Annotated in this window: 10 protein-coding genes; 4 read left to right on the forward strand and 6 right to left on the reverse strand. The window is 66.1% G+C overall.

The features are described from left to right. Positions 1–205: 205 nt before the first annotated feature. The gene (gene mrdA, locus P0Y43_RS01995) at positions 206–2,101 is read right to left on the reverse strand and encodes a penicillin-binding protein 2 (protein ID WP_275635622.1); all 1,896 of its coding nucleotides are present in this window, start codon (positions 2,099–2,101) and stop codon (positions 206–208) included. Between the two features lie 380 nt (positions 2,102–2,481). Here mrdA and P0Y43_RS02000 point away from each other — a divergent pair, with 380 nt between their 5' ends. Both P0Y43_RS02000 and P0Y43_RS02005 read left to right on the forward strand, forming a co-directional pair. Next, the gene (locus P0Y43_RS02000; RefSeq protein WP_275635807.1) at positions 2,482–4,323 is read left to right on the forward strand and encodes a potassium transporter Kup; all 1,842 of its coding nucleotides are present in this window, start codon (positions 2,482–2,484) and stop codon (positions 4,321–4,323) included. 80 nt (positions 4,324–4,403) lie between these two features. After that, positions 4,404–6,257 (forward strand): ABC transporter ATP-binding protein, encoded by a 1,854-nt coding sequence (locus P0Y43_RS02005; RefSeq protein WP_275635623.1) that lies wholly within the window; start codon positions 4,404–4,406, stop codon positions 6,255–6,257. A gap of 38 nt (positions 6,258–6,295) precedes the next feature. Here P0Y43_RS02005 and P0Y43_RS02010 read toward each other — a convergent pair whose 3' ends face one another. From P0Y43_RS02010 to P0Y43_RS02025, 4 genes are all read right to left on the reverse strand, one after another. Next, the gene (locus P0Y43_RS02010) at positions 6,296–7,534 is read right to left on the reverse strand and encodes a thiolase family protein (RefSeq protein WP_275635624.1); all 1,239 of its coding nucleotides are present in this window, start codon (positions 7,532–7,534) and stop codon (positions 6,296–6,298) included. Continuing rightward, complete coding sequence (locus P0Y43_RS02015) at positions 7,531–9,393, reverse strand: feruloyl-CoA synthase (protein ID WP_275635808.1); 1,863 nt, start codon at positions 9,391–9,393, stop codon at positions 7,531–7,533. Before P0Y43_RS02015 ends, P0Y43_RS02010 begins: the two co-directional genes overlap by 4 nt. A gap of 109 nt (positions 9,394–9,502) precedes the next feature. Continuing rightward, on the reverse strand, positions 9,503–10,951 hold the full coding sequence (locus P0Y43_RS02020; protein ID WP_275635625.1) for an aldehyde dehydrogenase: 1,449 nt from the start codon (positions 10,949–10,951) through the stop codon (positions 9,503–9,505). 100 nt (positions 10,952–11,051) lie between these two features. Then, the gene (locus P0Y43_RS02025) at positions 11,052–11,882 is read right to left on the reverse strand and encodes a p-hydroxycinnamoyl CoA hydratase/lyase (protein WP_275635626.1); all 831 of its coding nucleotides are present in this window, start codon (positions 11,880–11,882) and stop codon (positions 11,052–11,054) included. Positions 11,883–12,105: 223 nt separating this feature from the next. On the opposite strand from P0Y43_RS02025, the gene P0Y43_RS02030 reads away from it, so the two are divergent. Continuing rightward, on the forward strand, positions 12,106–12,576 hold the full coding sequence (locus P0Y43_RS02030; protein ID WP_275635627.1) for a MarR family winged helix-turn-helix transcriptional regulator: 471 nt from the start codon (positions 12,106–12,108) through the stop codon (positions 12,574–12,576). Between the two features lie 12 nt (positions 12,577–12,588). Here P0Y43_RS02030 and P0Y43_RS02035 read toward each other — a convergent pair whose 3' ends face one another. After that, the gene (locus tag P0Y43_RS02035; protein WP_275635628.1) at positions 12,589–13,494 is read right to left on the reverse strand and encodes a LysR family transcriptional regulator; all 906 of its coding nucleotides are present in this window, start codon (positions 13,492–13,494) and stop codon (positions 12,589–12,591) included. A gap of 387 nt (positions 13,495–13,881) precedes the next feature. Between P0Y43_RS02035 and P0Y43_RS02040 the strand changes: the two genes are divergently transcribed. Beyond that, complete coding sequence (locus P0Y43_RS02040) at positions 13,882–15,567, forward strand: DUF1302 domain-containing protein (RefSeq protein ID WP_275635629.1); 1,686 nt, start codon at positions 13,882–13,884, stop codon at positions 15,565–15,567. The last annotated feature ends 21 nt before the right edge of the window (positions 15,568–15,588 follow it).

The following is a 15,588-nucleotide window of genomic DNA, read 5'->3' on the forward strand; positions in this document are numbered from 1 at the left end:
GGTGTTGATCAGGTGTTGCGCTGCGAACAGTTGGCCAGTGTTGGCTGCTGTACAGTTGGAGGAGTTATAGGGGATTTACAGTCGTTTAAAAAGGAATAAGAAGTAATATTGTTATTCGATTAATGTGTTTTCTGTTGTGTCAGTGCCGGCCATCGCAGGGCCTCTGAAACCATCAGCCAGTTTCAGTCGCACCCGGGTGTTCGGTTCAGCCGTGCGGCACAGCGGATTTGGCCGGCGTGGCGGCGTATTGCGCCTTCAGGTGCCCCTGGTCGTCGAGCAGCCAGGCATCCATCACCTCACGCACCACCGGCCCGGCCACGCGGCCACCGGCCTCGCCATTCTCGATCATCACCGCCACCACGATCGATGGCTGCTCGGCCGGCGCGAAGCCGACGAACAGGGCGTTGTCGCGGTGGCGTTCGAGGGTCTTGTTGCGGTCGTAGCGCTCGCCCTGGCGGATCGCCACGACCTGCGCGGTGCCGCTCTTGCCGGCGATGCGGTACTGGGCGCCGGCGGCGGCGGCGCGGGCGATGCCGCGCGGGTCGTGCATGACCATCTGCATGCCCTGGCTGACCTGGTCCCAGGCGCGCTTGTCGTGCAGCACGATGTCCGGCATGGGGTTGGGGTCCACCGGTGGTTGACCACCGATGGTCATTGCCAGGTGCGGTCGGTGCCAGGCGCCCTTGCTGGCCAAGAGGCTGGTGGCCTGGGCCAGTTGCAGCGGGGTGACCTGCATATAGCCCTGGCCGATGCCGAGGATCAGCGTCTCGCCGGGGAACCAGGGCTGGCGCCGGGTGGCGCGCTTCCATTGGGCCGAGGGCATCAGCCCAGGGGCTTCCTCGAACATGTCCAGCGAGACCTTCTGGCCGAGGCCGAATTCACTCATGTAGTCGTGCAGGCGCTCCACGCCGAGCTTGTGCGCCAGGTCGTAGAAGTAAGTGTCGTTGGAGCGCATGATCGCGGCGTACATGTCCACCCAGCCATCGCCGGTGCGATTCCAGTTGCGGTACTTGTGATCGTAGTTGGGCAGCTCGTAGTAACCCGGGTCGAACACCCGGCTGCCGGGGGTGATCACGCCGCTGTCGAGCCCTGCGATGGCCACTTCCGGCTTGACCGTCGAGCCCGGTGCGTACAGGCCGCGCAGCACGCGGTTGAACAGTGGGCGGTCGATGGAGTCGCGCAGGGCGGCGTACTGCTTGAAGCTGATGCCCTTGACGAACAGGTTGGGGTCGAAGCTGGGGTTGCTGACCATCGCCAGCACTTCGCCAGTGGCCGGGTCCAGCGCCACCACTGCGCCGCGGCGCTCGCCCAGGGCCTTTTCGGCGGCTTGCTGCAGGTGCGCGTCGAGGCTCAGGTAGATGTCCTTGCCGGGCACTGGGTCGTGGTGGCGCAGCACGCGCATCACCCGGCCCTGGGCGTTGGTCTCGACTTCCTCGTAGCCGACGTGGCCGTGCAGTTGGTTTTCGTAGAAGCGCTCGACGCCGGTCTTGCCGATCGACTGGGTGCCGCGGTACTCGGTGTTGTCGAGGGTCTTGGCTTCCTTCTCGTTGATCCGCCCGACGTAGCCCACCGAGTGGGCGAAGTGCTCGGCCAACGGGTATTCGCGGATGAACTGCGGCTCGACGTCCAGCCCCGGCAGGCGGAACTGATTGACCGCGATCAGGGCGATCTGCTCCTCGTTCAGGCCGAACAGCAGGGTAACGGGTTCGAACGGCTTGCGGCCGCGGCGCAGGTCCTTGTCGAACTGCGCGCGGTCGTCGTCGGACAGGTTGAGCACCTTGGCCAGGGTATCGAGCACCGCCGGGGTCTGGCCGTTGGTGCGTTCGCGGGTCATGGTCAGGTTGAAGCTGGGCTTGTTGGTGGCCAGCGCCACGCCGTTGCGGTCGTAGATCAGCCCGCGCTCGGGGGCGATGGGCAGCACGTGCACGCGGTTGTTTTCCGAGACCGCCGACTGCTGGTCGTGCTGCAGCACCTGCAACACATAAAGGCGGCCCACCAGCACAGCGACCAGGCCCATGACCAGCACGGCGCAGGCCAGCAACCGGCGGTTGACCAGGTGCTTTTCCTTTTCGTGGTCCTTGAGGGGAATCGGCTGGGGCATGGGGGCTCGGGTGGTGGTGGACGGGGAGCAGGCGAGGGCGTTGCCCCGCGATGGGCCGCACAGCGGCCCCAGGGGCCCGCGATGCTACGCAACCCCGCCACGCCCCTCAAGGCACGAGCGCCACGCCAACCCTGGCGATCCGCCGCCCAGCCCGTGGTCAGGGCGCTTACGGCCAACATGAAGATTCGTTCATGTGATGCCCCGCAGTCCCTCGCATCATTTTCTTTACGCTTTCTTTATGCCCGGCTTTACGCCGTGCGCGGATACTAGCGCCGTTTTTCCCGCCCCCACCCGCACTCGAGAGTGACGAGACGCTAGCCGTGAGCCAGACCGCAACCGTTGAGAGCCCTACCCACGCCGGCAAGCCCGCCGGCCTTGCCATGCTGATCGCCGCCGTCGGCGTGGTCTACGGCGACATCGGCACCAGTCCGCTCTACACCCTCAAGGAAGTGTTCAACGGCCATTTCGGCGTGCAGGCCAACGCCGAAGGCGTGCTCGGCATCCTGTCGCTGGTGTTCTGGTCGCTGGTCTGGGTGGTGTCGATCAAGTACGTGCTGTTCACCCTGCGCGCCAGCAACCAGGGCGAGGGTGGCATCATGGCCCTCACCGCGCTGGCGCGCCGCGCCGCGAGGCCCTACCCGCGGTTGAGCCGGGTGCTGGTATTGCTGGGCCTGTTCGGCGCCGCCTTGTTCTATGGCGACAGCATGATCACCCCGGCCATTTCCGTGTTGTCGGCGGTCGAGGGGTTGCAGCTGGGCATCGAGGGCATCGACCACTGGGTGGTGCCGTTGTCGGTGCTGGTGCTGGTGGGCTTGTTCATCATCCAGAAGCACGGCACCGCGCGCATCGGCACCTTGTTCGGGCCAGTGATGGTGCTGTGGTTCGTGGTGCTCGGCGCGCTGGGCGTGCATGGCATCGTGCAGCGGCCGGAAGTGTTGCAGGCACTGAACCCCGCGTGGGGCGTGCAGTTCTTCGTGGTGCACCCGGGCATCGGCGTGGCGATCCTCGGTGCGGTGGTGCTGGCGCTGACCGGCGCCGAGGCGTTGTACGCCGACATGGGCCACTTCGGCCGCAAGCCCATTGCCCGCGCCTGGTTCCTGCTGGTGCTGCCGGGCCTGGTGCTGAACTACTTCGGCCAGGGCGCGCTGATCCTCAACGACCCCAGCACCGTGCGCAACCCGTTCTACCTGTTGGCGCCGGACTGGGCGCTGCTGCCGATGGTGGCGCTGGCCACGCTGGCGACCATCATCGCCTCGCAGGCGGTCATTTCCGGCGCCTTCTCGCTGACCCGCCAGGCCATCCAGCTGGGCTACGTGCCGCGCATGTTCATCCAGCACACCTCCAGCGAAGAGCAGGGGCAGATCTACATCGGCATGGTCAACTGGGCGCTGATGGTCGGCGTGGTGCTGCTGGTGGTCGGCTTCGAGTCGTCCAGCGCGCTGGCCGCGGCCTACGGCGTGGCGGTGACTGGCACCATGCTGATCACCACATTGCTGGTCTCGGCGGTGGTGCTGCTGTTGTGGAAGACCCCACGCTGGCTGGCGATTCCCTTGTTGCTGGGCTTCTTGCTGGTGGACAGCCTGTACTTCGCGGCCAACGCGCCGAAGATCCTGCAGGGTGGCGCGTTCCCGGTGGTCGCGGGCCTGGCGCTGTTCGTGCTGATGACCACCTGGAAGCGTGGGCGCAGCATCATCGTCGAGCGGCTGGATGAAACCGCGCTGCCGTTGCCGCTGTTCATCGCCAGCGTCCAGGCACAGCCGCCGCACCGGGTGCAAGGCACGGCGGTGTTCCTCACCGCGCGCAGCGATGCCGTGCCGCACGCGCTGCTGCACAACCTCTTGCACAACCAGGTGCTGCACGAGCAGGTGGTGTTGCTGACGGTGGTGTCTGAGGACTCGCCACGGGTCAGCGTGAACGAGCGCTTCGCGGTCGAGGCATTCGGCGCAGGCTTCTTCCGGGTCAGCCTGCATTTCGGCTTCATGGAAGAGCCCGACGTGCCGCTCGCCCTTAGCCAGTGCCGCGCCGCCGAGCTGGATTTCAGCCCCATGCGCACCACCTATTTCCTGAGCCGCGAGACGGTGATCCCGACCCAGCGCATCGGCATGGCGAAGTGGCGCGAGCACTTGTTCGCCTTCCTGTTGAAGAACGCCAACAGCAATCTCAGGTATTTCAAACTACCGCTGAACCGGGTGATCGAACTGGGTACCCAGGTCGAGATGTGACGCGTATCGACGGCCCCTGGGTTCAGCCCGGGGCTGGTTAACTGGCAGAATCTCCGGGTTAGCCTTACTTGGAGACCCCCATGCTGCGTGTATTCGAACGCTGGCTCGACCCTTTCCCCCCTGACGAAGCCCCACCGCCACCGATGGGCCTGGCGCGGTTCATGTGGGCCTGCACGCGCGGCGCCCGTGGTTACATCCTCGCATTGGCGTTGCTCAGCGCGGCGGTGTCGATCTACGAAGCCTGGTTGTTCGCCTTCCTCGGGCAGGTGGTCGACCTGCTGTCGTCCTGGCAGGCCGGCGCCGCGGTGAGCGGGCAGGAGAGCAGGGTGCTGTGGGGTGTCGCCCTGGTGCTGGTCACCAGCATCGGCCTGGTGGCGCTGCGCACCCTGGTGCAGCACCAGGTGCTGGCGATCAACCTGCCGCTGCGCCTGCGCTGGGACTTCCACCGCCTGATGTTGCGCCAGAGCCTGTCGTTCTTTTCCGACGAGTTCTCCGGCCGGGTCACCACCAAGGTGATGCAGACCGCGCTGGCCGTGCGCGAGGTGCTGTTCACCCTGATCGAGATCCTCCCGGGGATCGGCGTGTACTTCGTGGCGATCATCGCCCTGGCCGGTGGCTTCGCGCTCAAGCTGATGCTGCCGTTCCTGGCCTGGGTGGCCTTGTTCGGGCTGACCATGGTGTATTTCGTGCCGCGCCTGGGGCAGGTGGGGCAGGAGCAGGCGCATGCGCGCTCATCGATGACCGGGCGGGTGTCGGACGCCTACACCAACATCACCACCGTGAAGCTGTTTTCCCATTCCAAGCGCGAGGCGCACTTCGCCCGCGCGGCGATGGAGGACTTCAAGCACACCGGCTTTCGCCAGATGCGCCTGGTCAGCCAGTTCGAGATCGTCAACCAGGCGCTGGTGGTCGGCCTGATCCTCGCTGCGGGTGGCTACGCACTGTGGCTGTGGCACCAGGGCGAGGTCGGCGCCGGCGCGGTGGCGGCGATCACCGCCATGGCGCTGCGCATCAATGGCATGTCGCACTGGATCATGTGGCAGATGACTTCGCTGTTCGAGAACATCGGCACCGTGCAGGACGGCATGGCGACCCTGACCTGCGGCCCCAAGGTGCAGGACGCGCCGGGTGCCGGCGTGCTGCAGACCCATGGCGGGGCGGTGAGCTTCGACAACGTCAGCTTCAACTACAACGGCGAGCGCCAGGTGCTCGACGGCTTGAGCCTGGACATCCGCCCGGGCGAGAAGATCGGCCTGGTCGGCCGTTCCGGTGCTGGCAAGTCGACGCTGATCAACCTGCTGCTGCGCTTCTACGACGTCGACAGCGGGCAGATCCGCATCGATGGGCAGGACATCGCCCTGGTCACCCAGGACAGCCTGCGCAGCGCCATCGGCATGGTCACCCAGGACACGTCGCTGCTGCACCGCTCGATCCGCGACAACATCGCCTATGGCCGCCCCGAGGCCAGCGATGCGCAGGTCCAGCGCGCCGCCGCCAGTGCCCAGGCCGATGGGTTCATTCGCCAATTGAGCGACCGCCAGGGCCACAGCGGCTACGACACCCTGGTGGGCGAGCGTGGCATCAAGCTCTCCGGTGGCCAGCGCCAGCGCATCGCCATTGCCCGGGTGATGCTCAAGAACGCACCGATCCTGCTGCTCGACGAAGCCACCAGCGCGCTGGATTCGGAGGTCGAGGTGGCGATCCAGGAAAGCCTGGACGACATGATGCAAGGCAAGACGGTGATCGCCATCGCCCACCGGCTGTCGACCATCGCGGCCATGGACCGCCTGGTGGTGATGGAGGAGGGGCGGATCATCGAGCAGGGCACCCATGCCGAGCTGTTGGCGCGCAATGGCACCTATGCGCGGTTGTGGCAGCACCAGAGTGGTGGGTTCCTTGGGGAGGACAAGGGGGTGGTGGAAGCCATCGAGTAGGTTTCACCACCCCCTTCGGGACGCCGTGCGGCAGTTCATCAGGGGCCTTGATAGCGTGGGTTCTCCACCAGCAACGCCATGCCTTGCCCACCGCCCACGCAGGCGGCCGCGATACCATATCGCGTACCGCGCTCGGCCAGCTGCCGCGCCACGCTGTGCACCAGGCGCAGGCCGGTGGCGGCCAGCGGGTGGCCGAGCGCGATGGCGCCGCCATGGCGGTTCAGGCATGCCGGGTCCAGGCCCAGTTCGCGCTGCACCGCCAGCACCTGGGCACCCTGGGCTTCGTTGATTTCCACGCTGTCTATTTCATGCAGTCGCAAGCCTGCGCCATCAAGCAGCAGGCGGATCGCCGGTGCCGGCCCGATGCCCATGACTTCGGGCGGCACGCCCACCACGGCGCTGGCGCGCAACAGGGCCAGCGGCGATATCACCTCGTCGGCGCGCGCCACCAGCGCGGCCGCTGCGCCGTCCACCAGCGCGCAACTGTTGCCGGCGGTTTGCACCGAACCGGGGGTGACCGGGGCCAGGGCGGCGAGGGCCGCCAGGCTGGTGGGGCGCGGGTGGCTGTCGTGCGCCACGCATTGCTGCCCGCGGGGCAGGTGCAGCTCGCGGGGCTGGTAGCCCGGCAAGTCGAAGCGGGCGGCGAGCACCGGCACGATCTCCTCGTCGAACCAGCCGGTGGCCTGTGCCTGCAGCGCCTTGCGGAAACTGTCGCAGGCGAAGGCGTCCACCTCCGCGCGGCGCAGGCCATAGCGCTGCGCGAGATTCTCTGCGGTGTCGATCATGCCCTGGCCGATGGCAGGGTCCAACAGTGCCTCCCACAGGAAGTCCTTGAAGCCCACCGGCGCGCCGAGGCGAAAGCCGCTGCGGTGCTCGTAGCTGGCGATGGGGTTGCGCGACATCGACTCGCTCGCCACGCACAAGGCCAGCCGCGCCGTGCCTTGGGCGACCTGCGCAGCGGCCTGGCGCAGCAACTCAAGGCCTGTGGCGCAGATACGCTGCACACCCAGCGCAGGCACTTCCAGCGGCACGCCGGCATACAGGCCGATATGCCTGGGCAGCAGGTAGGCGTCGAAGCTCGCCTGGGCCATGCTGCCGGCCAGCAGGCTGTCGACCCGGCTGGCGGCGACGCCCGCGCGGGCCAGCAGGCCGCGCGCCACATGGATACCCAGGTCGATGGGCGAGACCTGGGCGAGGGCGCCACGGTAGTCGACCCATGGGGTACGCGCCGCCGCCACGATCGCGACCTGGGCGAATGCCTCGAACTGCCCCTTCATGGCCAGGCCTTGGCGACCACGCAGTGCGCGGCGGGGTCGGCATACAGGCTGTCGATCAACGCGGCGCGGCGCGACAGCACGGCGCTCTGGTTGAGCGAACCCTTGTCGGTGATCTCACCGGCATCCAGGCTCGGCGCCTCGCTCATCAGGCAAGCCCAGGCGATGTGCGAGGCTAGGCCCGTGGCCTCGCGGTTCAGGTCCTCCAGCAGCAGCTCGAACCGGCGCCGCACGGGCTCGGCCGCCAACACCTGCTCGATGCTGGCGTTCGCCCCCAGCCCTGCCAGTGCGCGGCAGGCGGGCAGGTTCGGGAAGACCAGCAGGCCGATGCGCTGGCGGTCGGGCCCCGTCACCACCACATCCTGGACGTAGGGTGCCCCTTGCAGGATCACCCGCGTGCGCAGCGGCCCGACGCTGACGAACACCCCGGTGGAGAGTTTGAAGTCCTCGGCGATGCGCCCGTCGAACATCAGGCCCAATTGCGGCTGGTGTGGGTCGGCGAAACGCAGGGCATCGCCGGAGCGGTAGTAGCCTTCGTCGTCGAACGCCTCAGCGCTCAACTGCGGCGCGCGCCAATAGCCAGACATGATGTGCGGCCCGCGAAAGCGTGCCTCGAGCTTGCCCGCGGTCGGCACCAGCTTGATCTCGCAACCCGGTGCCGGCAGGCCGACGTAGCCAGCCATGGACAGCGGCCCGGTGGTGAAGGTGCAGGACGGCGAGGCCTCGGTCATCCCTAGGCCGGCCATCATGCGGATGCGCTCGCCACAGTGCGCCTCGGCCACCGCGTCGAGACGGTCCCAGACTGCTTGCGACAGCCCGGCGCCGGCGAAGAACAGCAGCTTGATGCGGGCGAAGAAGCGCTCGCGCAGCTCGACGTTGCGCTCCAGCTCGCCGACCAGCTCCTCCCAGCCCTTGGGCACGGTGAGGTAGACGGTGGGCGAGACGTCAATGAGGTTGCGCACGGTTTCAGCCATGCCCTGGGGGGTCGGCTTGCCGCCATCGATATAGAGACTGCCGCCGTTGTACAGGGCGATACCGACGTTGTGGCTGCCACCGAAGGTGTGGTTCCACGGCAGCCAGTCGACCAGCACCGGTGGCTCGATGGCGAACTCGGGAAAGGTCTGCAGCAGCATCTGCTGGTTGGCGCAGAGCATGCCCTGGGTGGTGGGTACGGCCTTGGGCAGTTTGGTCGAGCCGGAGGTGAAGAGGAACTTGGCGATGGTCTGGGCACCGGTCGCGGCAAAGGCCTGGTCAGCCTCGCTGCAGTCGTTCTGCTGCAGCAGGCTGTCGAAGGCGATGCACGGGCGCTGTGCCAGTGCCCCGCGAGTGAACACCAGCGGGGTCCGTGGGTCGGCCACGGCGAGAATGGCGCGCTCGAAGGCGTTGGCCTCGGCGGCGAAGATCAGCCCGGGGCCCAGCACCTGGAAAATGTGCCGCAGCTTGGCCAGGTCTTGGGACAACAGCGAGTAGGCCGGCGATACCGGGCAGTAAGGGATGCCAGCGTACATGGCGGCGAAGGCCAGTTGCAGGTGTTCCAGGTCGTTGCCCGAGAGGATCACCAGCGGTCGCTCCGGGCCCAGCCCGTAGGCCAGCAAGGCCTGGGCGATGGCACGCACGTCGGCGAGCATCTGCGCATAGCTGATGCGCCGCCACTGGCCGCTGGCGTCGCGCTCGGCGGCCAGGGTCGCCTGTGGCGTTCGCTCGGCCCAGTGCAGCAGGCGTTCGAGCAGGTGCTGCGGCGCGGGCTGGAGGGGTTCGTCCGGGCGCAGGTAGATCGCCGCGTCGTCGCCCTGGGTAATGGTCATCGCCGGCTGGCCGATGGCGACCTGGCGATAGCGCACTGACGCTGGGGGTTGCGCCATGGTTTCGACACTCACTTGGCTGTCCTCTGTGTTCGGCGCCTGCGGCTCGCCAATGGGAGCCGGACGCACGGATTGTTGTTGTTCTGGCACGTGGGCGGATGTCGATCGCTCAGATCGGATAATGACGAGGTCCGTTCTGCACTGTCACCCAGCGCAACTGGGTGAAGTGGTCGATCGAGGCGCGGCTGCCGAAGCTGCCATAACCACTGGCCTTGACCCCGCCAAAGGGCATCTGCGCCTCGTCGTGCACGGTCGGGCCGTTGATGTGGCAGATGCCCGACTCGACCCGCTGCGCCAGGGCCAGCGCGCGTGACACGTCGCGGCTGAAGATCGCTGCCGAGAGGCCGAACGCCGAGTCGTTGGCCAGGCGCAGCAGTTCCTCGTCGCCCCGCCCACGCACCACGACTGCCACCGGGCCGAACGACTCCTCGTGGTACAGGCGCATCTGCTCGGTCACTTGGTCGAGCAGCACCGGCTGCATCACGCTGCCGTCGAGTTCGCCGCCGACCAACAGGCGTGCGCCCTTGGCCACGGCGTCCTCGACCATGGCCTGGATACGCTGGCCGGCCGCCGCGTCGATCAACGAGCCGAGCACCGCGCCGGGCTCATCGGCGCCCCCCGCGCGCAGGCCGGACACCCGTGCCGCGAGCTTGAGGACGAAGCTGTCGGCGATGCGCGCATCGACGATCAGGCGTTCGGTGGACATGCAGATCTGGCCCTGGTTGAAGTAGGCGCCGAATACCGCGGCATCCACCGCGGCGTCCAGGTCGGCATCCTCCAGCACCAGCAGCGGCGCCTTGCCGCCAAGCTCCAGCAGGGCCGGCTTGAGATGCCGCGCGGCCAGTTCGCCGACGATGCGCCCCACGTGGGTGGAGCCGGTAAAGTTGACCCGGCGCACGGCCGGGTTGGCGATCAGCCGTTCGACGACTGCCGCGGCGTCCTGGGGGGCGTTGCTGACCACGTTGACCACGCCGTTGCCCAGGCCCGCCTCGTGCAGTACCTGGCCGATCAGCCGGTGGGTGCACGGGCTGAGCTCGGAGGCCTTGAGCACCACGGTGTTGCCACAGGCCAGGGGCATGGCCAGGGCGCGCACGCCGAGGATGATCGGCGCGTTCCAGGGCGCGATGCCCAGCACCACGCCACAGGGTTGGCGCAGCCCCATGGCGAAGCTGCCGGGAACGTTGGACGGAATGACCTCGCCGAGGATCTGCGTGGTCATCGCCGCCGCCTCGCGGAGCATGCCGGCGGCCAGTTGCACGTTGAAACCGTACCAGTTGGCCGCGGCGCCGGTTTCCGGGGCGCAGGCCATGAACTCGGGGGCACGCGCTTCCATCAGCGTGGCAGCCTCGAGCAGCCGCCGCCGACGTTCGCCTGGTGCCAGCGCGGCCCAGACCGGGAATGCGGCCTGGGCCGCCGCGACGGCGGCGTCGGCATCTTCCAGGGTGGCTGCGGCCACTCGCGCCAGCACTTCCCCGGTCAGCGGGCTGCGCCGCTCGAACGTACGGCCGTCGGCGGCGTGGCACGCCTGGCCGTCGATCAGCAGGGACACGTCGATCATGTCTATCTCTCCAAAGCGGTTCGGGGCCAGCCCCGCAACCTTCGTCCAGTGCCGACTGGCGGGCCGGCGGCCTTGCGTGGAGGCCGCCACCCAGCGTCGGTCAGCGCTTGTAGGTTTGCAGGCCGGGCTTGATGCTCTTGTCGTCGAGGAACTGTTTCATGCCTTGCTCGCGGCCACCTTCGGGGTCGAGCAGGCGCGACTGGTCGAGCTTGGCGTACAGGTAGTCCTCGTTCTGCTCCCAGGTCAGCTCGCGGCAGCGCTTGAAGCCGATCTTCGCCGCGCGCAGCACCACCGGGTTCTTCTCGAGCAGGTTGTTGGCCAGCTCACGGGTGGTTTCGCGCAGTTGCGCCAATGGCACGCTCTGGTTGACCAGCCCCATGGACGCGGCCTTCTGACCGCCGAAGGTCTTGCCGGTCATGATGTAGTACAGCGACTCACGGTGGCCGCAGGTGTCGGCCATGGCCTTGCTGACCAGGTTGCCTGGCGGGATGCCCCAGTTGATTTCCGACAGACCGAAGGTCGCTTCGTCGGCGCAGATGGCCAGGTCACACGCCACCAGCGGGCTGAAACCACCCCCGAAGCACCAGCCATTGACCATCGCGATGGTCGGCTTGGTGTACATGCGCAGAAGCTTCCACTGCCACTGGCAGGCCTCGCGGCGGATCTTTTCCTGGAGGATCTCGGGGCCGGCGTCGATCTCGCGGAAGTACTCCTTGAGGTCCATGCCGGCGGTCCACGACTCGCCGGCGCCCGTCAGCACCAGCACGCGCACCTCGGCATCCTGCTCCAGGGTTTCCAGCACATCGACCATCTCGCGGTTGAGCGTCGGGCTCATGGCATTGCGTTTTTCCGGGCGATTGAGGATCACCCAGGCGATGCCCGATTCCAGTTCGACCTTCACGGTCTGCCAACGGCCGTCATAGCTACTCATGTCACGCACCTCGTTTGCCTGTGGGTATGACACAAAGCTAAGCCGACAAATTAGTTATGTCAATTAACTATTTTTCGCCTTTTTTTGGGAGCCTTGCGCCGGGTCAAAGCAAAAATCTCAGTGAAAATGGTCTTCTTGGCGTTATTGGCGTGAAGGGGATGGGCAGAATTCGGCTAGATAATTACAATGCTTAATCGATCGATCGAACGAATACGGAACGCCCATGCCACGCAAGCCCAAGGCAACATCCCCTGCCGCCCCCCAAGAGGTGCTCGACGGCGCGCTCGACAACCTGGTCGGCTACGTGATGCGACGAGCGCAGATGAAGATCACCCAGGACCTGACGCAGCGGCTCCAGGTGCACGACATTCGCCCGGCGCAATTCACCGCGCTGAACATCATCGAGCGCTCGCCGGGGCTGATGCAGGCCGAGTTGGCCAAGGCCCTGGCGGTCGAGCCGCCGCAGGCGGTGCTGATGGTCAACAAGCTGGAGGCGCGAGGGCTGGCGATGCGTGTGCGCAGCAATCCGGACAAACGCTCCTACGGGCTGTTCCTCAGCAAAGCCGGCGAGCAATTGCTCAGCCAGCTCCGTGAGCTCGCCGCGCAAAGTGACCTGGACAGCACCGCGGTGCTGAGCGCCGAGGAGCGCGAACACCTGCTTGCACTGCTGCACAAGCTCTACCGCGGCGCCTGAGGCGCCACGGTCTCAATGCTGACGGGCGATTTCCTTGAATACCTCGCGCATCCAGCGGTGCGCCGGGTCGTTGTCCAGCACGTCGTTCCACTGCATGTACTCCATCAGCGGCGGTACGCTGATCGGCGTGTCGAGCACCTTCAGGGGCAGGAACCCGGCGTACAGCTTCGACAACCGTGATTGCATGATCGCCACCCGGTGGGTGCCGATCAGCAGGTGGGGCAGGGTGTTGAAGTTGCTGGTGGTCACCTCCACGCGGCGTGCCTTGCCGAAGCGGCGGGCGAACTCTTCCTCGAAACTGGGCGCGCGGGCATTGCCGAAGCTGACCGCGACATGCCCCAGTTGCAAGTACTGCTCCAGCGACAGGCTGTCGCCCACCAGCGGGTTGTCGCGCCACAGCACGCAGTTGTACTGGTCTTCGAACAGTAACGCCTTGGGGTGGTCGGCCGACAAGTAGTGGCCCGGCATGATGACGAAGTCCACATCGCCCTGGCTGAGCAGCTCGTTGTACTGGTTGCCGATGGGCAGGATGTCCAGCGAGATGTGCGGCGCGTGCTGCTGCAGGTACTGGGTCAGCGGCGCGAGGAGGGTCGTGGTGACGAAGTCCGAGGCGATCACCTTGAAATGGCGGGTGCAGGTCGCGGGCTCGAACGCCGGGCGGTTGACGATCTTCGACTGGATGTCCAGCAACACCAGGCGCACCGGCTCGGCCAGTTCCAGGGCCAGCGCCGTGGGAATCATCCTGCGCCCCGCTGACACGAGCAATTCATCGGTGAAGTAATCACGCAGCTTGGCCAGGTGGCCGCTCGCCGCGGACTGGCTGATGTTCAGGCGTTCGGCCGCCCGGGTGATGCTCTGCTCGCGCAGCAGGGCATCGAGTGCCACCAGCAGGTTCAGGTCAAGGTGATGGAAACGCATTCGGAACTCCAGTGTCGAGGGGCTGCTTCGAATATAAAATTTTATATAGGCGTAGTCTCAATAAACGATTTCTCGCCCCGTTTTTTTCTCCCTATGATGGCACCAGCAGAAAGATTCGAACGAGGAAACGCGGCTTGCCGGCTTTTCCACAAGAAGAAAACACTGGAGGTGTCCATGGCTGTCTTCCGAGTCGTTTCATCGCACCTTAATCATCTCGCCGTACGTCCGCCGCGACGTCGTTGAACCTCGCGCGCAAGGGCCTTTCACCCTGACGCACCTAAACGTTTTTCCGCTGTTTTCCCTGCGCAACGCCGGCCATTTCGCCGGTGTGACGGCCGGGTGCTGACTCGCTGTACGACAAAAACAATAAATTCAGAGGTCGCAATCATGGGCTATCGTCGCTGTGCCACTCACTGCATCGCCTTCGCCGGCCGCCTGCCGCGGCTGACCACACTGGCCATGGCCATCGGCGCGGCCAGTGTCGCCCAGGTCAATGCCTTCGAAATCGAAACCGACAACCCCGACCTGCGGCTGCGTTGGGACAACACCGTCAAGTACAACGCGGCCTGGCGCCTGAAGTCGGCGGACGACAAGTTGACCAGCTCGGTCAACCAGGACGATTCCGACCGCAACTTCGACAAAGGGCTGATCTCCAACCGCCTGAACCTGCTGTCCGAATTCGACGTCCGCTACAAGAGCGTCGGTGCCCGGGTCAGTGCCGCTGGTTGGTATGACACGGTCTACCAAGGCAACAACGACAACGATTCCCCCTTCACCGCCAACCAGCGTTCGGTCGCCAACGACGCCTTCACCGACGACACGCGCCACCTGCACGGCGGCAAGGCCGAGATCCTCGATGCCTTCGTGTTCGGCCAGGGCACGCTGGGCGAGGTGCCGAGCAGTTTCCGCCTCGGGCGGCATACCGTGTTGTGGGGCGAGAGCCTGTTCTTCGGCGCCAACGGCATTGCCGGTGGGCAGGCGCCGGTGGACATCATCAAAGCCACCTCGGTGCCCAACACCCCGTTCAAGGAGCTGATCCGCCCGGTCAACCAGTTCTCCGGGCAGTTGCAGTTGCGCTCGAACCTGTCGCTGGCCGCCTATTACCAGTTCGAATGGGAAGAGAACCGCATTCCAGCGGTGGGCAGCTACTTCTCCACCTCCGATGTGGTGGGCGAGGGCGGTGAACGCCTGATCGCCGGCGGGCCGATCGGGCCGAACCGGCAGCGCCTGGCGTTCTTTCGCGGTTCCGACCAGAAAGCCAGGGACTCTGGGCAATACGGTTTGTCGCTGCGCTTCTCGCCAGAAGACTGGGACACCGATTTCGGCTTGTACGTGATCCGCTACCACGCCAAAGACCCGATGGTGTACACCCGCCCGTTCGCAACCGGCCCCAATCCACTGACCGGGCAGTTGGGTGAGTACCAACTGGTGTACCCAGAGGCCATCCGCGCGTTCGGCGCCAGTTTCAGCACGGCGATCGGCGATGCCAACGTCGCAGGCGAGGTGTCGGTGCGGCGCAATACCCCACTGGTCAGCGTCTCCCAGGCCAACCCCACCGGCGCTGGCGACAATTCGGGCAACCCGCTGTACGCGGTGGGCAACTCGCTGCACGCCCAGCTCTCGACCCTGTATTCATTCCCGCGCAACGGTATCTGGGACTCCGCGAGCCTCGCCGCCGAGGTGGCCTGGCACCGGCGCACCAGCATCACCAAGAACCCCCAGGCGCTGGACCCCAACAGCGAGCGCGATGCCTGGGGCCTGCGCATGACCTTCACGCAGAACTTCTTCCAGGTCTACCCAGGGCTCGACCTCAGCGTGCCGGTGGGCATCGGCTACAACCCCAAGGGCCGCTCCTCGGTGATCACCAAGTTCAACAACGGCGTCGGCGACAAGGGCGGCGACTTCAGCATCGGGGTGCAGGCCGATTACCTGCAAACGTGGAAAGTCGGCCTGAGCTACACCCGTTATATCGGTGGAGCGGACAACTTCCTCGATGCCGGCAATGCCAATACCTACGGCCAGCCCCTGAAAGACCGCGACTTCATTGCTTTCACCGCGCAACGCTCGTTTTGACCGCGTTTGCCATAACAAGAA

The organism is Pseudomonas entomophila (genome assembly GCF_029193575.1).
GTDB lineage: Bacteria > Pseudomonadota > Gammaproteobacteria > Pseudomonadales > Pseudomonadaceae > Aquipseudomonas > Aquipseudomonas entomophila_G.

Bases quoted from the DNA above. Each gene is read 5' to 3' on its own strand.
- P0Y43_RS02035 (WP_275635628.1), bottom strand. From the start codon at position 13,494: ATGCGTTTCCATCACCTTGACCTGAACCTGCTGGTGGCACTCGATGCC.
- P0Y43_RS02005 (WP_275635623.1), top strand. From the start codon at position 4,404: ATGCTGCGTGTATTCGAACGCTGGCTCGACCCTTTCCCCCCTGACGAA.
- P0Y43_RS02040 (WP_275635629.1), top strand. From the start codon at position 13,882: ATGGGCTATCGTCGCTGTGCCACTCACTGCATCGCCTTCGCCGGCCGC.
- P0Y43_RS02030 (WP_275635627.1), top strand. From the start codon at position 12,106: ATGCCACGCAAGCCCAAGGCAACATCCCCTGCCGCCCCCCAAGAGGTG.
- P0Y43_RS02020 (WP_275635625.1), bottom strand. From the start codon at position 10,951: ATGATCGACGTGTCCCTGCTGATCGACGGCCAGGCGTGCCACGCCGCC.
- P0Y43_RS02000 (WP_275635807.1), top strand. From the start codon at position 2,482: ATGCTGATCGCCGCCGTCGGCGTGGTCTACGGCGACATCGGCACCAGT.
- P0Y43_RS02025 (WP_275635626.1), bottom strand. From the start codon at position 11,882: ATGAGTAGCTATGACGGCCGTTGGCAGACCGTGAAGGTCGAACTGGAA.
- P0Y43_RS02015 (WP_275635808.1), bottom strand. From the start codon at position 9,393: ATGGCGCAACCCCCAGCGTCAGTGCGCTATCGCCAGGTCGCCATCGGC.
- P0Y43_RS02010 (WP_275635624.1), bottom strand. From the start codon at position 7,534: ATGAAGGGGCAGTTCGAGGCATTCGCCCAGGTCGCGATCGTGGCGGCG.
- mrdA (WP_275635622.1), bottom strand. From the start codon at position 2,101: ATGCCCCAGCCGATTCCCCTCAAGGACCACGAAAAGGAAAAGCACCTG.